13 protein-coding genes and 1 pseudogene are annotated in these 16687 nt (G+C 60.4%); 9 read left to right on the forward strand and 5 right to left on the reverse strand.

Annotated features, from left to right (window positions below; all coding sequences use genetic code 11):
- Window positions 1–526: 526 nt before the first annotated feature.
- Window positions 527–607: pseudogene (locus tag FCT00_RS21850) on the forward strand (IS6 family transposase); the annotation flags it as partial.
- Between the two features lie 103 nt (window positions 608–710).
- Here FCT00_RS21850 and FCT00_RS00610 read toward each other — a convergent pair.
- Genes FCT00_RS00610 through FCT00_RS00620 form a run of 3 tightly spaced genes read right to left on the reverse strand, consistent with a single transcriptional unit; the run spans window position 711 to window position 3528 of the window.
- Window positions 711–2012 carry a TRAP transporter large permease gene (locus FCT00_RS00610; protein ID WP_138421457.1) on the reverse strand — a complete coding sequence of 434 codons (1302 nt, stop codon included), beginning with the start codon at window positions 2010–2012 and terminating at the stop codon, window positions 711–713.
- Window positions 2013–2021: 9 nt separating this feature from the next.
- On the reverse strand, window positions 2022–2543 hold the full coding sequence (locus tag FCT00_RS00615; RefSeq protein ID WP_138421458.1) for a TRAP transporter small permease: 522 nt from the start codon (window positions 2541–2543) through the stop codon (window positions 2022–2024).
- 10 nt (window positions 2544–2553) lie between these two features.
- Entirely contained in the window at window positions 2554–3528 is a 975-nt protein-coding gene (locus FCT00_RS00620; RefSeq protein WP_138421459.1) for a TRAP transporter substrate-binding protein, read from the reverse strand.
- A gap of 579 nt (window positions 3529–4107) precedes the next feature.
- Between FCT00_RS00620 and FCT00_RS00625 the strand changes: the two genes are divergently transcribed.
- The 8 genes from FCT00_RS00625 to FCT00_RS00660 all read left to right on the forward strand — a co-directional run bounded on the left by FCT00_RS00625 (window position 4108) and on the right by FCT00_RS00660 (window position 14799).
- Window positions 4108–5064: a LysR family transcriptional regulator gene (locus tag FCT00_RS00625; RefSeq protein ID WP_138421460.1), complete on the forward strand. Its 957-nt coding sequence runs from the start codon at window positions 4108–4110 to the stop codon at window positions 5062–5064.
- A 291-nt stretch (window positions 5065–5355) separates the two neighbouring features.
- A complete protein-coding gene (locus tag FCT00_RS00630; RefSeq protein WP_138421461.1) occupies window positions 5356–7080 on the forward strand; it encodes a thiamine pyrophosphate-binding protein in 1725 nt (574 codons plus the stop codon).
- A gap of 126 nt (window positions 7081–7206) precedes the next feature.
- The gene (locus FCT00_RS00635; protein ID WP_138421462.1) at window positions 7207–8169 is read left to right on the forward strand and encodes a quinone oxidoreductase family protein; all 963 of its coding nucleotides are present in this window, start codon (window positions 7207–7209) and stop codon (window positions 8167–8169) included.
- 26 nt (window positions 8170–8195) lie between these two features.
- Entirely contained in the window at window positions 8196–8711 is a 516-nt protein-coding gene (locus FCT00_RS00640; protein ID WP_008335498.1) for a YbhB/YbcL family Raf kinase inhibitor-like protein, read from the forward strand.
- Window positions 8712–8957: 246 nt separating this feature from the next.
- Window positions 8958–10448 (forward strand): flavin-containing monooxygenase, encoded by a 1491-nt coding sequence (locus FCT00_RS00645; protein ID WP_008335497.1) that lies wholly within the window; start codon window positions 8958–8960, stop codon window positions 10446–10448.
- 103 nt (window positions 10449–10551) lie between these two features.
- Window positions 10552–11331: a TRAP transporter substrate-binding protein gene (locus FCT00_RS00650; RefSeq protein WP_138421463.1), complete on the forward strand. Its 780-nt coding sequence runs from the start codon at window positions 10552–10554 to the stop codon at window positions 11329–11331.
- Between the two features lie 185 nt (window positions 11332–11516).
- Window positions 11517–13115 carry a fatty acyl-CoA synthetase gene (locus tag FCT00_RS00655; protein WP_008335492.1) on the forward strand — a complete coding sequence of 533 codons (1599 nt, stop codon included), beginning with the start codon at window positions 11517–11519 and terminating at the stop codon, window positions 13113–13115.
- A gap of 208 nt (window positions 13116–13323) precedes the next feature.
- Complete coding sequence (locus FCT00_RS00660; protein WP_235888906.1) at window positions 13324–14799, forward strand: hypothetical protein; 1476 nt, start codon at window positions 13324–13326, stop codon at window positions 14797–14799.
- A gap of 207 nt (window positions 14800–15006) precedes the next feature.
- Here the strand turns inward: FCT00_RS00660 and FCT00_RS00665 are convergent, their stop codons facing one another.
- A complete protein-coding gene (locus FCT00_RS00665) occupies window positions 15007–15699 on the reverse strand; it encodes a FadR/GntR family transcriptional regulator (protein ID WP_161600713.1) in 693 nt (230 codons plus the stop codon).
- 104 nt (window positions 15700–15803) lie between these two features.
- The gene (locus tag FCT00_RS00670; RefSeq protein ID WP_008335485.1) at window positions 15804–16574 is read right to left on the reverse strand and encodes a class I adenylate-forming enzyme family protein; all 771 of its coding nucleotides are present in this window, start codon (window positions 16572–16574) and stop codon (window positions 15804–15806) included.
- Window positions 16575–16687 lie beyond the last annotated feature (113 nt).

Raw genomic sequence — 16687 nt, forward strand, 5'->3', positions numbered from 1 at the left:
CCACAACCAACATCCCCAAATCGCTCCCTCAATCCTTTGAGGAAGCTTCTGAACAGAAATATCAGGGGGGTCACTTTTGGACGCCGATTACCCCAATACAGGGGTCAATCTTGCATGCCGGTTCACAACCCAAGACGCCGTGCACGCCGTTCGTACAAAGTTCGGAGTCAGTCTGGAGCAGGAGCCCGTGATCTACTGATCCGCACCACCCGCTGACAGGACAGCCTGTCGTCGTCGCGCAGTGGCCGCCTAGTCGACCTGGGCTTTGTCGGACAAGACGACACCGTGGACCTGTCGGGCCTGTTCCGAAGAAACCAATCCGGAATACAAATCATCGACGACGGCTTCCAGGCTCCGCTCTAGCGCGGAGCCATACCCGCCCCGCCCCGGATGTGAACTGATGAATACGGTCACCGACGTTCAGCCTTAGTCCGCTGACCACGCGGTGTTGTCACGTTCACGGGGGCGAGGTTGCCGGTTTGTTAATCTGTGCGTAAGCGGCGTAGACCTCTCATAAGAGAAAGTCCGGCGCCGTACCGCTCTTACTATCCGGTATCACCGCCTCGAAGCTTTCGATGCCTGGAAATCGCCGGCGCATGTCGCCTGAGCAGCCAACCCGATGCCAAATTGAAAATTCAGCGAATTCACGTGACACCACCCAACATGCGACAACACCTAGGATGTCCCAGCTCCATATTTGGACGCATGCTTCAGAACCTCAGACTTGGCAAATAAAGGGCGATCTGGGGGAAGACGAGCAGTAGGGCGATCCCGAGCAGCATGGGGATCACGAAGACGATCGCGCCCTTTGCCGTTTCCGTGATCGACAGGTCGGGCACAACCGTCCGCAGGACGAATAGGTTCAGTCCGACTGGCGGGGTGATGGCGGCGATCTCGATCTGGATGGTCACGATCACACCGAACCAGATCGGGTCGTAGCCGAGACCGACGATGGTATCGAGAAAGATCGGCACCACGATCACGAGAATGCTGAGCGGATCAAGGAACATACCCATGATCAGGAGCAGAATGTTGATCGTCACGATGATGACCCATGGCGGGACATCAAGACCGGTGAGATAGTTCGAGATATCCTGCGGCACGCCAAGACGCGTCAGAACGAAAGAGCTGAAGAGCCCGCCGACAAGAAGCAGCATGAACATCCCTGTCGTCCGGACGGTCTTCTGCAGCGCTTTCGGCAAAACACCCCCTTTTAGTTTGCCAAGCGCGAGCGCAACCAGTACCGCCGCTGCCGCTCCGAAGGCACCCGTCTCGGATGGGGAGGCGATGCCCGCGTAGAGGGCACCGATGATCATTACGGCGATCAGGACCGTCGGAAAGGCTTCGGCGCTTGTCTTGACCCGCTCGGTAAAGCTGACCCTATGCGTGATAGCCGGAGCGATCGACGGGTTCATGAGGACTTGCAGGATCACCGTGCCGGACAGCAATGCGGCCATCATGAGCCCCGGCAGGATCCCGGCAAGGAAAAGCCCCCCGATGGACGTTTCGGTGATCACTCCGTAAAGGATCATCGGCACGGACGGCGGGATAAGGATGCCGAGCGTTCCCCCGGCGGCCGTAGCACCCGCGGCCAGGCTGCGGGCGTAGCCGTGCTTGGACATCTCGGGGACGGCCATTGCGCCGATTGTCGCTGCGGTGATCGGGCTCGAGCCGCAGACCGAAGCGAAACCTGCGCTTGCGGCAATGGTCCCGATGGCAAGGCCGCCGGGCAGCCGCCTGAGCCATATCGCAGCCGCCCGGAAGAGAGCGGCACCGAGGCCGGATAGCGCAATCACCTCGCCCATCAGAACAAAGAGCGGCACGATGACGAGCACGAAGCTCCATGTCTGCGAGTATGCGATGTTCGCGATCTGGACGACGGCTCGGGGTGACACGAAGGCTGCCGTACCGACAATGCCGATGAGACCCATGCTAACCGCAACCGGTATGCGAAGCGCCAGCAGGAATATGAGTGCGCCAATGAAGGCGCTGAACCAAAGCAAGGCTTCCATGTGAATTTCCTAGTCTTGTTCCGTGGCGGCGAACCGCTGTTGTGCTTCGAAAAGTCGGAGCACAGCCGTAAGCACGAATTGAAGGACGCCAATCGGGCCGATGACCTGTATCCACTTGAGCTGAACTGCGATCACCGCAGTGGCTAGGCGGTTGTCGGAAAAGGCGCGGGACGTCAGCTTCCACAGGTACCAGCAGAAGACGATCCCGAAGATGAGGCAGGCGATGGCGGCAACGTGATCGAGGTACTTTCGGATCCAATTGGGAAGGAAGCCTTCGAACAACTCGACCGTTACATGCTGTCCGGACTGAAGCGCAGGTGCCAGCGACAGAAAGACAACGTAGGTGAAGGCAATCTGAGCATAGTCGTGCGCCCACATCTGCGGTTCGCCAAAGGCGCGGGCCAGGGTTGCGCCCACCACGATCAAGCCGATGGCGGCGATCAGAAGACAAGCGACGAAGGTGAAGAGGGCGTTTACGCCCTCTACCGTTCGTTTGAAGCCCAGGTAGGGCTGAGATTGGTAAAATGCCATCTCGGCACTCTTACCGACCGAAAGCGTAAAGCGTGTCGACAAGATGCTTGCCCAACTCGTCGGTCACTTCGCCCATGGCTTCCTGATAAACCGGGTCCCAGGTTTGCAGCAGGTTTGCCAACTCTTCGTCGGTGACCTTATGGTAGGTTGCCTTGGCCTTGATGTTCTCGGCTTCCTGGACACTCACTTCGCGAAGCTGCTTGGTGCCCTTCACGGTGGTCTCGTTCGACAGATCGGTGACGATCTTCTTCTGCTCGTCCGTCATGTCGTCCCACACGTCCGCGCCGACCAAGGTGATCAACATGTTGCCCGCGAACCCGTAGTCCGAGAAGTAGGGAGCGACTTCGTAGAGGGAGTTGGACAGGTAGATCGATCCCGAGATCAGCGCGCAATCGATGGTGCCGTTCTGCAAGGCCGGATAGATGTCCGACGCTGGCAGAGAAACAGGACTCGCGCCAGCCGCTTCCATCTGCTTGGCCTGCCAGCGGCCAGCGGTCCGAACCTTCTTGCCGCTCCACTCTTCCACGGATTCGAGGATCTCACTGGTACAAGCCAGGCCGCCCCCGAAGGCGGGCATGATCCAGAGCGCCTTTGCATCATGGGGCGCCAACAGCTTTTCTACGTCGGGAAAGATCTGTGGCATCGCCTCTTCGGTCAGCGGATTATTCACCGGGACGCTGAGGTTCAGCTCCAGATAGCCAAAGGCCGGGATCGTACCAGCCATGGCCGAAGCCACACCCATGGCGGCTGGAACCACGCTGCCTTGAATGGCATCGAGCGTTTCCGGAATCGTCACTAGGGCCGAGTTTGCGACCGGCTCAAAAGTGATCTCGCCGTTCGTCGCGGCGGATACCGCGTTGGCCCACTCGATACCGATCTTCGAGAATTCGTTGGTCTCGTTGAATGGCAGTGAATACTGCATGTCGGCTGCGGCTTGCGTTCCGATGATGCTCGCAATTAGCGCACCTGTCTTCAGTTTTGTCATTTCTGTTTCCTCCCATTTGGTTGGCTGTCCCCGTCACTGCGATCGGTTGACGCCCTTTTCAGGCCTTGCGCGCAGCGCAGAGGCATGAATTCACTTCCGGCCGCGTTGGTCGGCATTGGGGGTCTCGTGAGGCGGCGCCGGTGGCGTCACAGCTAGCAACATGGATGATGCGATGCTGTCGATTACGACCTCAGGGCATTCAGGCCTTGCCATTTTCCTCTCCTCCCGGTGCGGTGGCCCTGTGGGCCAAACACTCCGGCTCCCCTCTCCTGACCCCAGCACCGGTCCTCTCCGGTGCCTGCGGACTCGCCGATGCTGCGGGTTAGATTTCGTCCAGATAACTGCCGGTCTTCCGGACCCGCCGTGCTCCCTACGCACAGGGTTCGGTCGCTCATCGGCCGGACGTCTTGCCCTTGGCTCTGAAGGGTTCAACACGTGCGAACCCAGATGTGTCCGGATGTGTTGCGGTCCCTTGCGGGCGGTCGAACCACCCTTCAATTCGATATTGCGTAGATTTCTAAGCTATGCAAATTGATATTGAGGGGCGGCTTTATTCGCGTGGTGAATTTAGGGGGGAGCATGCACGGCTTGAACAACTTGGACCTGAACTTGCTGAAAGTTTTCGACGCGATTCAGCAGGAAAGAAGCGTTTCGATCGCGGCGGATCGACTCAATATGACACAACCAGCGGTCTCCAACGCCCTCAACCGGCTCAGGCAGACGCTTGGCGATCAGCTTTTCGTGCGGACGCGCAACGGAATGGAGCCGACGCCCCTGGCCCAGATGATCAGCAATCCGGTGCAACAGGGACTCAAGGGAATTGAGACCTCTATCATGCAAGGGTTGTCCTTCGTCCCGGCTGAGTCGACCCGAGCCTTCACCATCCTTGCGACCGACGTGGGAGAAGAGACCTATATCGCCGCACTTATGAAGGTTCTTGAGACCGAAGCGCCGAACATAGAGATCAGCGTTTTCGAAGCGCCCTTGGACGAATATGAAACGCTCCTCGAATACGGATACGCCGACTTCGCCATCGGCCGGCTGGAGATCTCCGAGCGCTTCAGCCGAGAGCACATGGCAAGTTGCCGTTATTCCGCACTGATTTGCTCCAAACACGCGCAGAAGATAGGAGTTACGGAAGGCAGCACGATCCCGCTCGACGTCTACCTGGCACATCGTCATATCAACGTTCTGACACGGGCCACGCCTGCGCATCGCCATCCGGTCGATGTCACCCTCAAGCAGATGGAGCGCCCCAGAAAGATAGCGCTGACCCTGCCTCACGCGTCCGTACTCTCAGAAATCCTTCTCGGCACCTCACTGATTGCCACGGTCCCTGACCCGGCCGTGGCGCCGATTCGGGCACGGGCGGACCTCGTCAGGGCGCGCCTGCCGTTCGAGACAGAGACGCTTCAGGTGCTGTTGATTTGGCACCGGCGCCAAGAGATGGACAAGGGCCACACATGGATCAGAGAGCAAATCTTGAAGCTGCCGATGGCGGCCTGGAACGTAAAGGATGTCATTGAACCGCGGTGATCTGTGCCCAATGTCTTCATGTTGAATGTGTCGTGCCTGCTTTCATTGGGGCAGATTGTTCGTCAATAATTTCAGATTGTTGCGTTAGGCCGCGACGTGACTGGAAAATCCACCGAAACAAGCTTTATTCACCCTCGTGATTTTATCTGAAGATTAAATCAATTTGAGTAACACCGATGGCCATGCCTACGCTGTCCTCAGGATGACAGATTACTAGACCGCATTCGGCGCCGAGCGAGGACGACGCAGGAACATGGTCAGGTCATCCAAAATTCTGGAGGAGGAAATCGAATGGGAAACCTTCGAAACGACGCCATTGATGCACAGACCGCCCGGCGTGCCGACGCGGTTCACACCGGGGCAGACCTGCTGATCGACACGCTGGTCGGACTTGGCGCCGAAAAGGTATTCAACATCACAGGGCTTGGAATGCTGGGACTGGCCCGCGCCCTGATGACCCGCCGCAAAGAGATAAATTGCGTAAGCCATCTGAACGAGACGAACCTGACCATGATGGCGCAGGGCTACGCACGTCAGACGGGCAAGCCGACGTTCTGCATCGTGTATCACGCCTCCGGCACCGCTCTAGCGATGATGTCGGTCACGACGGCCTGGGCGGACAATATTCCCATGGTGATAGTGTCGACGACCGGGTCGCGCACGACAAGCGGACGTGATCAGTATGCCGCGACTCCTCGCTCATTGACCGAAATGAGCGCGCAGTTCACCAAATGGAACTACGACATCACGACGCCTGAGCGCATTCCCGAAATCCTTGCCCGCGCTTGGGAAATCGCATCGACCGCGCCCATGGGCCCGGTCCATATCTCGATCCCCTCGGACCTCTACGATATCGAATTGTCCGGCCCCCCGCCCCGCGAGGACTACGCGCGGATGCGTACGTTCGACGCGCCGGTCGCGGACGAACTCGGGTTGGCGGAAACGGCACGGCTTCTGGGCGAAGCGCGTCGGCCGGTGCTGCTTTGCGGCAGTGAGGTCGGGCGTCTCCGGGCCGTCGACGAGATGGTCGCACTTGCCGAGGCAGTGGGCGCTCCGGTTGTGTCCGAACAGGATCCTTCCTTCATGGGGTTCCCGACCAGCCACCACCAGTATGTCGGCACTCCGGCGAACAATGCCGCGATCCTAGCTGAGGCAGACGTCGCCTTTGCCATCGGCTATGAGTTCACCGAAAAAGGCGTGCCCGATGAAAAGCGGATGCTGCCGTCCGGGACGCGGCTGGTTACGCTGTCGGTCGATCCGATGCTGACCGCCAAGCAACTCTGGCCGGACGTGGCCCTGCACGGTCATCCGAAACCAAGCCTCGCCCGGCTGGTCGAGATATTGAAGCACACGCCTGTCGCCGAAGACGCACGGGCACGCAACCGCGAGATCTGCGCCGCACCAAGACAAGCCCGGCAGACCGCGATCGAAGAGGCGGACGCGCTACCAGGCGATCAGTCCCCAGTGCCGCAAAAGAAACTCATCCGCGAAGTGTACAAGCAGTGCGGATCCGACTGGATTATCGTTCAGGCAGGCAGCACCCTCGGCTGGCATGTCGAGACGATGTACGACTTCGACGACCCTCTGAATTTCCACGCCGTATCTGGAAAAGGCAGTGCGCAGGGATGGGGCGCGCCGACGGCGATTGGCATGCAGATGGGCGCCGAGGATCGACGGGTTCTCGCCTTCCTCGGAGACGGGAACCTCATGTTCAGCGCTACCTGCATGTGGTCGGCTGCGCAGCAGAACCTGCCTGTGGTTTTCGTGGTGAACAACAACCAAGGCTGGCTCTGTGTCCCGGATGCGATCGATGCGGTCTACGACATGTCGACCGGTCTTCAGGAACGCAACGAAATGGCATGGACCTGGGAATCCGCACCGGTCGATTTCACCCAGTTCGCTCAGAGCCTGGGTCTTGAAGCCAAACGTGTGACGACCGCGGATGACCTGTCGGCCTGTCTGAAGACGGCAAAGGCAAGCAATCGGCCCTGGCTGATCGAGGTGGTCGGCGAATAGCGCCGGCCTGCGCGCCGGAGGGCGCCATCAATCAAAGCCATCGGGGCCCCGACCCCTAATCCTGCTGCCAAGGGCCGACGGCCCGGCAGCGGGCCGGACCTGAACGACTTCAGCAATGGATACGCGATGAAAGCGGCCTTCTACACCGAAACCGGCGCACCGGAAGTCCTGCAATACGGCGATGTCGAAGACCCGACATGCGGCCCGGCGGACGTCGTGATAAAAGTCAGCGCCATCAGCATCGAAGGCGGTGATCTCCTGCATCGGCGGATAACGCCGGTGGACGGAGCGCGACGGATTGGCGGTTATCAGGCCGCCGGGACCGTCACCATGGTCGGACCCGAGGTCAAATCACTGCGCCCCGGCGACAGCGTTGTGGGGTTCAACTTCTCGTGCTCTCATGCCGAACTCTTCGCGGTTCCCCAACATTTCGCCTACCCGGTCCCCGCCGGTACCGATCTGAAGGCGATGTCAACAGTGCCGGTTGCTTTCGGAACGGCGCATCAGGCGCTCTTCGAATACGGACAGTTGAGATCGGGTGAAACTTTACTGATCCACGGCGCCTCCGGAGGGGTGGGTATCGCTCTCGTCCAGATCGCCAAGCGGGCCGGCGCCCGGGTGATCGGCACCGCTTCTTCACCCGAGAAGATCGCCGCCCTCAAGACGCTCGGTCTCGATATCGGTATCGACGGCAGGACGGGCGACATCAGGGCCGAAACTCTGGCGGCGACCCGGGGATATGGTGTCGATCTAGCGATCGACCTTGTCGGTGGCCCCAAGTTTTCCGACTTATTTGCCGCCATTCGCCCCCGGGGTCGGTTGGTCATGGTCGGCATGGCAAGCGGCGTTCAACCCACGCTTGACCCTGCCGCGATCCGACAATCCGCGGTCACGGTCACAGGCTTCATCTTCGGCAAAGTCATGCACCTTCCCGAAATCGGACAAATGATTTCGGGCCTGCTTTCGGATGTCGCCGCCGGAGAACTCGTGATGCCCGTGGAAAAGACTTTCCGACTGAGCGAAGCTGCCGCGGCGCATCGCCATGTCGAAGATAACCGCCCGTTCGGGAAGGTCGTCCTGATCCCCTGAACAGACCAAACCTAAGCCAGCAAACAATGGAGTATACCATGGCAGACGCGACAGCGAGCACCTTCAAGATAAATGTCGTAGGCATTCCTGAAAACGAAACGATCCCCGAAACCTTCGTCTTCAATGACTGGGGCTGCACCGGCGACAACAAGTCGCCCGGCTTGGAATGGAGCGGGGCGCCCGATGGGACCAAAAGCTTTGCCCTCACGATGTACGATCCCGACGCCCCGACCGGCAGCGGGTTCTGGCACTGGATCCTCTTCAACATCCCCGCCGGGACAACCAGCATTCCGGAAAACGCCGCAGCGACCGGCGACCTTCCGATGCCGACTGTTCAGGGCCGATCTGACTGGGGCGCCCCGATCTACGGCGGTCCGGTTCCGCCACCGGGCGACAAGCCGCACCGCTATGTATTCACATTACACGCCCTGAGCGTTGAAGCTCTGCCGCTCGACGATCAGGCCTCGGCCGCGATGGTCGGCTTCATGGTTCATCAGAACAAGATCGCGTCGACCACCTTCACGGCATACTACGGCCGCTAGTCCCGACGCCGCCCGATTGCACCGGCCGGAGGAGGAGATCGGCCCGCAATCTTAAGGTGAAATCTGGATGTCAGGCCCCAGGGCCTGACTGTCCCGCCCGGATCGGACTTTCGGCACCGTCGTCCGGATGAACGGAATGACCTGGCCTGAAGACGCCGAACCGCGCCGAATAGGGAGGAATAGCATGCAGGACGACACGGTACGCCCCGACACCGGTTTCCAAAACGGACATGAGAGGGTCGGATCATGAGCGACGACACCTTGCTGGACGTGCTCATCATTGGCGCAGGACTAGGCGGCGTCGGAACGGCTGCGCAATTGATCGAAAGCGGATACGACAACATCGCCGTCATCGAGGCCGCAGATAGCGTGGGCGGCGTCTGGCGGCAGCACCGATATCCCAATATCGCCTGCGACACGCCGATCGACCTTTACGCCTACAGCTTCTACCCCGGCACCAGTTGGTCGACCAATTTCGCGCCAGGCAGCGAAATACTAGCCTATCTCCGCGACCTCGCCGACCGGTATGGCGTGACCCGCAAGACGGTGTTCAACACTCGCATCAGTCAGGCCACCTGGAACGATGACGCCGGATGCTGGCGCGTGACGAGTCGCGATGGCCGGACTTGGGCCGCACGGATGCTGATCTGGTCCGGTGGCCTCCTCTCGCAGCCGACCCTGCCTGAGATCAAGGGCCTCGACGGGTTCGAGGGCCAGTCCATCCATACCTCTTTCTGGAACGACGATATTGACCTCGACGGCAAGCGGGTGGCCGTCGTCGGTGGCGGTGCGACCTCAATCCAGGTGGTGCCCTATGCGGCGAAACATGCTGAAAAGCTTTATGTTTTTGTGCGTACCCCCTCCTATGTCATGCCGCGTCCGGACATCTCTTTTGCGGATATCGATCGCGACAGCGAAGAGTTTGCCAGTCAGCAACTGGAACGGCGCAAGGAATGGTTCGACCGTTTCGAAGTGATCGCCAAGTCCCGGTTTCCGATGAACGGCGCCGTGATCGCGGAACAGGAAGCGGCTTGGCGCAAGCTGTTTGACGAACAGGTCAAGGATCCGCATGCCCGCGAGGTGCTGGCGCCGAAATACCGGTTCGGGTGCAAGCGACCACTCTTCAGCACCGACTATTACCCGGCTTTCGAACGCGACAACGTCGAATTGATCGGACGCGGTGTGTCCGGCCTTTCGGAGGACGCGATCGTCGATGTGGACGGCGAGCGTTACCCGGTCGATGTCGTGATCTGGGCCACCGGTTTCGATCCAGCCGGGATGATGGGCGACCTGACCATCACCGGCAGCCAAGGCCGTGTCCTCGCGCAGGAATGGCAGGAGGTCCCGCACGCCTATTTCGGGTCCATGGTCGAAGGGTTTCCTAACTTCTTCATGATCTGCGGCCCGAACGGCGGCGGCGCGTCGGTCACCGACATGGTCGAGGCGCAGACCCGTTTCATCCTTGATGCAATGAAGCAGGCCGAAGATCGCGGTGCAGACATCCTCGAGGTCGACGAAGCGGCTTATGCCGCCTTCAACGACGATATCCAGGCCAGGGCCGATGCCAGCGTCCTCGTTCAGGGGAACTGCGTGTCCTACTACCGGGTCGGCGGCACCGGCAAGGTGTTCACTCACTGGCCCGACACCATCGAAGCCTTCCGCAATCGCGTGAAGAAGGAAGCGCTGTCCGGCGTCCGGTTCAGGGCGTCAGACTCTGCCGGTCCTGCATCGGTTTGACAACACGCGGGGCCGAAGGCCTGCGCGCCTGTCGGAGGAGGCAGACGCGCTCGCTGATACAAGTGCGCGGCAATCAGCCCGCACCAACCAGGGAGGAAAACACATGAAGAAATTTGCAGTCATATCGGCAAGTGCGCTGTGTCTCGCGACGGGGGCGATCGCCGAAGAACATCCCTACTCGCTCCCCTTCAATGCCGCGAACGAATTCTCGCAGATCGGGGTGACATGGGCTGAGACCCTGGCCGAGGCCACCGGCGGAAAGGTGCAGTTCGAGGCCGCTTTCAATGGTGGTTTGGTCTCGATCCCCGAAGCGCTCGACGCTGTGGGCAGCGGCGTGCTGGCCTGTCGCGACGCCTTTGTCGAAACCATAGACGACTGGGCGGGAAAGAAGATCCGAGCAGCCGGACGCTGGCAGGCCAAGCAGGTCGAGATCCTTGGCGGCAGCCCAGTCGCCCTGCCGGCCTCTGACGTCTACACCGCACTTCAGACTGGAACCGTCGACTGTTCGCTGACCGTTCCAACGATCTACCTTGCAAGTTCAATGTACGAGGTCGCGCCGTATTTCTCGGGCTACCAGCTGACCGGCAATGCCTTGATTACCGTTGTCGGAATGGATGTCTGGGATGCGCTGAGCGAAGAGCAGCGGGCAACCGTCGAACGCGTGTCCTCCGAAACAACATTGAGTGGAACGAAAGGCCTGCGCACCATCAACGAGACCGCGCTGACACAGGTTGAAACAACGGCCAACCTCTATCGCGTGACCGAAGAGAATCGCCAACGTCTCGCCCCGGCCTGGGACCCGGTCTTTGCCGAACTCGCGTCAGAGATCACTGACGAAACCAGCAAGAGCCTGGTGACCACATTGACATCGCTTCGGCAATAATTCGGGCGCCCTGCACTTGCCGGTCGTACAAGCGTGCGGTTGGCATTCAAGGGCATGGCCGGCTCAACCACCGGCCAAGCCTAACGCAATAGTCGCAACATTCCGAGGCGGACAGGGCATCAAAGCGACACAGAGATTTTCAGGAGGGTTGCCCGCATGGCGACCGTGACAGGGAGGGCAAAACCATGAACACAGGTCTCGAGATTCAGACCGGCGCAGAGCAGCAAAGGGCACGCAGCCAGCAGCTGGGCGATCTGCTGCGGCGAAGCGCGGCCCGGTATCCAGACCGGCTCGCCCTCGCCTTCCGCGAGCACCGGGACACATTCGCCGATCTGAACGACGTGGTGAACCGGACTGCGAATGCACTGATATCGCTTGGCATATCGAAGGGGGAAAGGGTTGCCATCCTGTCACGCAACAGCCGTGCGTTCGTCATCGTCCGCTTTGCGCTCGCAAAGATCGGGGCCATCGCAACGCCCGTCAACTTCATGCTGAACGCCGAGGATGTCGCCTACATTCTGGATCACTCTGGGGCCCGTGGCCTGATCTGCCAAGATACGCTCTGCCCGGTCGCGGAGGAGGCGCTGGACCGGATCGGGGGCGGCCCCGACATTCTGCTCTCTATCGCGCATGGGGGCGGAGCGGTGTCCGACCGGTGGAGCCCGGTCGAAGACCTTTTTGCCTGTGCCGATGCCTCCGAGCCTTGGACAGATGTCCAGCCCGACGACCCGATCCAGATGATGTACACCAGCGGCACGGAATCCCGGCCTAAGGGCGCGATGATGAGCACTTCCGCGCTGCTCGATCAGTACGTCACCGTCATCGTGGATGGAGAGATGCAGCCGGACACTGTCGAACTTCACTGCCTTCCGCTCTTTCATTGCGCCCAACTGGATTGCTTCCTGACCCCCGACCTCTACCTCGGCGCGACCAGCATCCTGCATGATGGGGCCGACCCGGCGGCCATGTTCGCCGCTATCGAGGCGGAAAAGGTGACCAAGCTTTTCTGTCCGCCCACGGTCTGGATCCTGCTGCTGCGCCATCCCGAGTTTGACAAGCACGACCTGTCGAGCCTGCGTCAGGGCTATTACGGCGCCTCTATCATGCCGACCGCCATCATCGAGGAATTGTCGGCGCGACTGCCGAACATGCGGCTCTACAATTTCTATGGCCAGACCGAAATGGCGCCCTGCGCGACAATCCTCAGACCGGAAGAACAGCTGACCAAACTAGGATCCGCGGGCCGTCCGGGCCTGAATGTCGAGACGCGTGTGGTCAACGATCAGGACGATGAGGTCCCGGTCGGGGAAGTTGGCGAGATCGTGCACAGAAGCCCCCACCTTACGCTTTGCTACTATAACGACCCCGATAAGACGGCAGAGGCGTTCCGCAACGGCTGGTTCCACAGTGGCGACCTCGGACGGTTCGACGAGGATGGGTATCTTTACGTCGTCGACCGCAAGAAGGACATGATCAAGACCGGCGGAGAGAACGTCGCGAGCCGCGAGGTCGAGGAGACCATATTTCGACATCCCAAGGTTGCAGAGGTTGCTGTCTTCGGCGTTCCGCATCCGAAGTGGATCGAAGCCGTCGTCGCCGTCGTGGTGCCAAAACCAGGGCAGAATGTGACCGCCGAAGAGGTTACCGATTACTGCCGCGGCGCGCTCAGCGTATTCAAGACACCCAAGCACATCGCCCTGCGGGACAGCCTTCCGAAGAATGCGAGCGGGAAGATCCTGAAGCGTGAGCTGCGTGAGGAGTTCGCTGTATTATTCGAAGGGTAGAGTAACCATAAACGCTGATTAATCAAAGAGATCAGCGTCGCGACTTTTCAGCTGTTCCGCTTTGGCAACGGCCCTAAAATCTTGTGTCTGACGTCCGGAGCCGATCAGCAGTTGTGCATTGGCGCAATTTCGAAAAAAAAAACGCTTTGACCTTACGCAAATATGAACTTGACACTCATAAATTTAGCCATCTACGTTTATTGACAGGATGGCGGGACGAGAGGAGCTCTGCGCCATCCAAAACACAACCTGGAGGAGAACCATGTTTCGATTTTCATATCGGGCGGGGCAGAAGATGCTTTGCCTAGCGCTTGCGGCCAGCCTTGCTGTTCCTGTCTCGGCACAGGACAAAACCCCATACCGCGAGCACAGTGGCGTTCTGCCCGACGGCACCACGTGGCTGATCCGCGTCCCCGAGAACTGGAACGGCCGCCTGCTGCGTGATCTCGATTTCGCCAGCTTCATCCATGTCCCGGGCTACGCGCCCCGCTATGATGATCTGCTGGCGCGCGGCTATGCCTTTGCCGGTACGGCGCGCCATCCCATGCGGTTCTGGCAATACGACCCGCAGCGCGAGATCCTGAACCTCCAGACCGTTCAGGACACCTTCACCCAGCTCGAAAGCGAGCCCGACATGGTGATGCAATACGGATGCTCCGGCGGCGGTCTGGACAGCCTCGCCTCGGCCGAAGATTACCCCGACAAGATCGATGGCTCGGTGGTGCTTGCGGCCCATACACCGGTCTGGATCATGAACAGTTTTCTGGACGGCTGGTTCGCGATGCGGGCGCTGCTGGCGGAAGATTTCGTGGCACAGGGCCTGGGCCAGGCCTCGGATCTGACGGTGGCCGGTCTGCCGAACGCAGGCGCGGGCGGCGATCGTAACCTCGACGCCATCCGGGCGTCGTGGAAGAGCGCGATCGAAAACGCGGGCAAGACGCCCGAAGGTCGCGCCCGTCTGGCGCTCGCCTTTGCCATTGGTCAGTGGTCGCCCTGGATGGTCGAGGGAACCGACCTGCCCGACACGTCCGATACCGCCGCGATGGCTGACATGGTGGTAAAATCGGCGATGCGTATTGCCGGCCATGTCGGCGGCACCGCGCGGCTGTACTTCGAAAATGCGGCATTGGGTCAGCAGTTGTCCGGAAACGAAGGCGTCGACTACGCCGCGTTCTACGCCAACGCCGCACCGGCGATGAAACAGCTGGTCGAGGCGCTTTATGCCGAAGCCGGGCTGGACCTTCAGGCCGACCTTGCGACGATTGACGCCGAACCCCGGATCGCGGCGTCGGACTATGCGCTCGACTTCTGGGCCGGGGACGGACGCACCACGACCGGAGAGCTCGAAGTGCCCGCCATACGGATCCACATGCTGGGAGACTGGGCCATCCCCTATTCGCTGATGCAGGGGTACGAGGCGCTGGTCGAACAAACCGGCACCACCGACCTCTATCGGCAGGCCCTCGTTCAGGGGACCGGGCACTGCGACTTCATGGCCGCAGAAAGCAGCGTGATCGTTGAAATTCTGGCCGAACGGATCGAAACCGGCACCTGGCCAGAGGTCACGCCCGAGGCACTGAACACGGCCGCGGCCGCGCTGGAGACGGGATCCGATCCCCGCTTCGTCGAATTTGGCGACTGGCGCGTTGGGGCGTACAACCGTCCCTGGACGCCGAGCCAATGACCCCTCGCGGGGTCTGCCCACCTGGGTGGACCCCGCCCCTAGCCTGACAGGAGCTCGACGTTGCGCGTCAGCAAGACAGACTACCGGATCAGCATCGCCAGTAGGAATTCAGGCGACCGACAGACACATCGGATGACGACCGGCGCGAGACCTCCCCGCGCCGGCTTTTTCGTAATCTAGGGCACGCTTGGAATGCCTATCGTGTCATTATGTGGAGACGAAGGGATTGATCTCGAAATCGTAGGGCAAGCCGACGAGGTCCCAACCACGTTTGAGGTCCGCGACGTGCCGCGCCATCCAAAGCTCGGCCTCGTCCGGATCCTGCCGCTCGACGGCGTCGAAGATCTTTTCATGCGCTGCCATCTCGCGCGGCCGGGCCTGCTCGAGCACCGGTTTGAGGTGCCGCGAGGCCGGAAAAAGCAACTGCCCGATCGGGAAACGGGTCAGTAGAAGCGCGACATTGTTGCTCGCCTCCGCAATCAATGCGTGAAACGCGAGGTCGATCTCGTAATCCGCCCGTCCTGTTTCCATCGCATCCCGGAATTCGATCAGGTTTGCCCGCAGCGGAACCAATTGATCTTCTGTCCGGTGGATTGCCGCCAGTCTCGCCGAAAGCGGTTCGACCTCACGACACACCTCCCAGAGTTCGAGGAACGTAATGCGTGACAGGACCATGGCATCGGTGGCGCGCGGCGCGATCTGCGACGTGTCCGGGATCGACACGAAAAGTCGCCGGCGTCCCGAACGCCGGACCAGCCCGTCGGCTTCGAGCTGACGGATCCCCTCGCGCACGGTGGACCTGTTGACCCCAAGTTTCTCGGCAAGACTGAGCTCCGACGGAAAGGGCTCACCCGGTTGGAGACTGCCCGACAGGATGAGTTTGCGGATCTCGCGCGACACGACCTGATAGGCCGGCGGCGCCGACAACGCCTCGATTTTTAGGTCTTGAACCATTGTGCTCCCATAGTTCCGCGCACCGCGCCGACCTTGATCACCGCAAGGTGTCAGGCCGTCTTGATGTCCCGCAGCACGTTCTTCAAGACCTTGCCGTTCGCATTGCGCGGCAATGGCCCATCCAGAAAGGTCACGAGGTCGGGAACCTTATAGTCGGATAGTCGGGCAGAACAATAATTTTTGATCTCGTCCGCGTCCACCTGATTTCCATCCAGGAAAATGTAGGCGTGCACCCGCTCGCCCAACACGTCGTCAGGGACGCCCACCACTGCCGCTTCAACGACCAAGGAATGCGACGCCAGCACGTCCTCGACCTCGATACAGTAGACCTTGAAGCCCGCGCGGTTGATCATGTCCTTCTTGCGGTCGAAGACGCGGACGAAGCCATTCTCGTCTTTTGAACCGATGTCGCCCGACACCCAGTATCCGCCGGTGAACCCCTTGGCATTGCCTTCCGGGTTCTCCCAGTATCCCGGCACCACCATCGGTCCTCCGATCAGAAGCTCTCCGCTTTCGCCGGGGGCCACTTCACGACCAGCGTCGTCGACCACGATGATGTCAGCAAGGGGCAGCACCTGTCCCACAGTATCGGCATGTTCTGCGATCTGGCCGCCCGGCATGATGGTGACCGGCGATGTGGTTTCGGTCGACCCGTAGACATTGTGCAGCACCATGTTCGGCAGGTCCCTTGCCAGCGCCGCAATTGTGGATTGCGGCATAGGCGCACCGCCGAAACCGGCCACCCTCCAGCAGTCCAGATCAAAGGAACGGAAATCGGGGTCGAGCAGGCACAGATTGTACATCGCGGTGTCAATCGGCATTGAAGTTTGACCCCCTATCGGCATCCAATATTGACCCCCTTGGTGGTGAGCAGGCCCGGCGCTGCGTAGCCCTCACATAGCGCAGCGGCGGCGGGCCTGCGGGGTTTCGGGTT

Origin of the sequence: Maritimibacter alexandrii (assembly GCF_005871115.1) — a bacterium.
In the GTDB taxonomy this organism is placed as follows: Bacteria; Pseudomonadota; Alphaproteobacteria; order Rhodobacterales; family Rhodobacteraceae; genus Maritimibacter; species Maritimibacter alkaliphilus.

Bases quoted from the DNA above. Each gene is read 5' to 3' on its own strand.
- FCT00_RS00610 (WP_138421457.1), bottom strand. From the start codon at position 2,012: ATGGAAGCCTTGCTTTGGTTCAGCGCCTTCATTGGCGCACTCATATTC.
- FCT00_RS00615 (WP_138421458.1), bottom strand. From the start codon at position 2,543: ATGGCATTTTACCAATCTCAGCCCTACCTGGGCTTCAAACGAACGGTA.
- FCT00_RS00620 (WP_138421459.1), bottom strand. From the start codon at position 3,528: ATGACAAAACTGAAGACAGGTGCGCTAATTGCGAGCATCATCGGAACG.
- FCT00_RS00625 (WP_138421460.1), top strand. From the start codon at position 4,108: ATGCACGGCTTGAACAACTTGGACCTGAACTTGCTGAAAGTTTTCGAC.
- FCT00_RS00630 (WP_138421461.1), top strand. From the start codon at position 5,356: ATGGGAAACCTTCGAAACGACGCCATTGATGCACAGACCGCCCGGCGT.
- FCT00_RS00635 (WP_138421462.1), top strand. From the start codon at position 7,207: ATGAAAGCGGCCTTCTACACCGAAACCGGCGCACCGGAAGTCCTGCAA.
- FCT00_RS00640 (WP_008335498.1), top strand. From the start codon at position 8,196: ATGGAGTATACCATGGCAGACGCGACAGCGAGCACCTTCAAGATAAAT.
- FCT00_RS00645 (WP_008335497.1), top strand. From the start codon at position 8,958: ATGAGCGACGACACCTTGCTGGACGTGCTCATCATTGGCGCAGGACTA.
- FCT00_RS00650 (WP_138421463.1), top strand. From the start codon at position 10,552: ATGAAGAAATTTGCAGTCATATCGGCAAGTGCGCTGTGTCTCGCGACG.
- FCT00_RS00655 (WP_008335492.1), top strand. From the start codon at position 11,517: ATGAACACAGGTCTCGAGATTCAGACCGGCGCAGAGCAGCAAAGGGCA.
- FCT00_RS00660 (WP_235888906.1), top strand. From the start codon at position 13,324: ATGGCGGGACGAGAGGAGCTCTGCGCCATCCAAAACACAACCTGGAGG.
- FCT00_RS00670 (WP_008335485.1), bottom strand. From the start codon at position 16,574: ATGCCGATTGACACCGCGATGTACAATCTGTGCCTGCTCGACCCCGAT.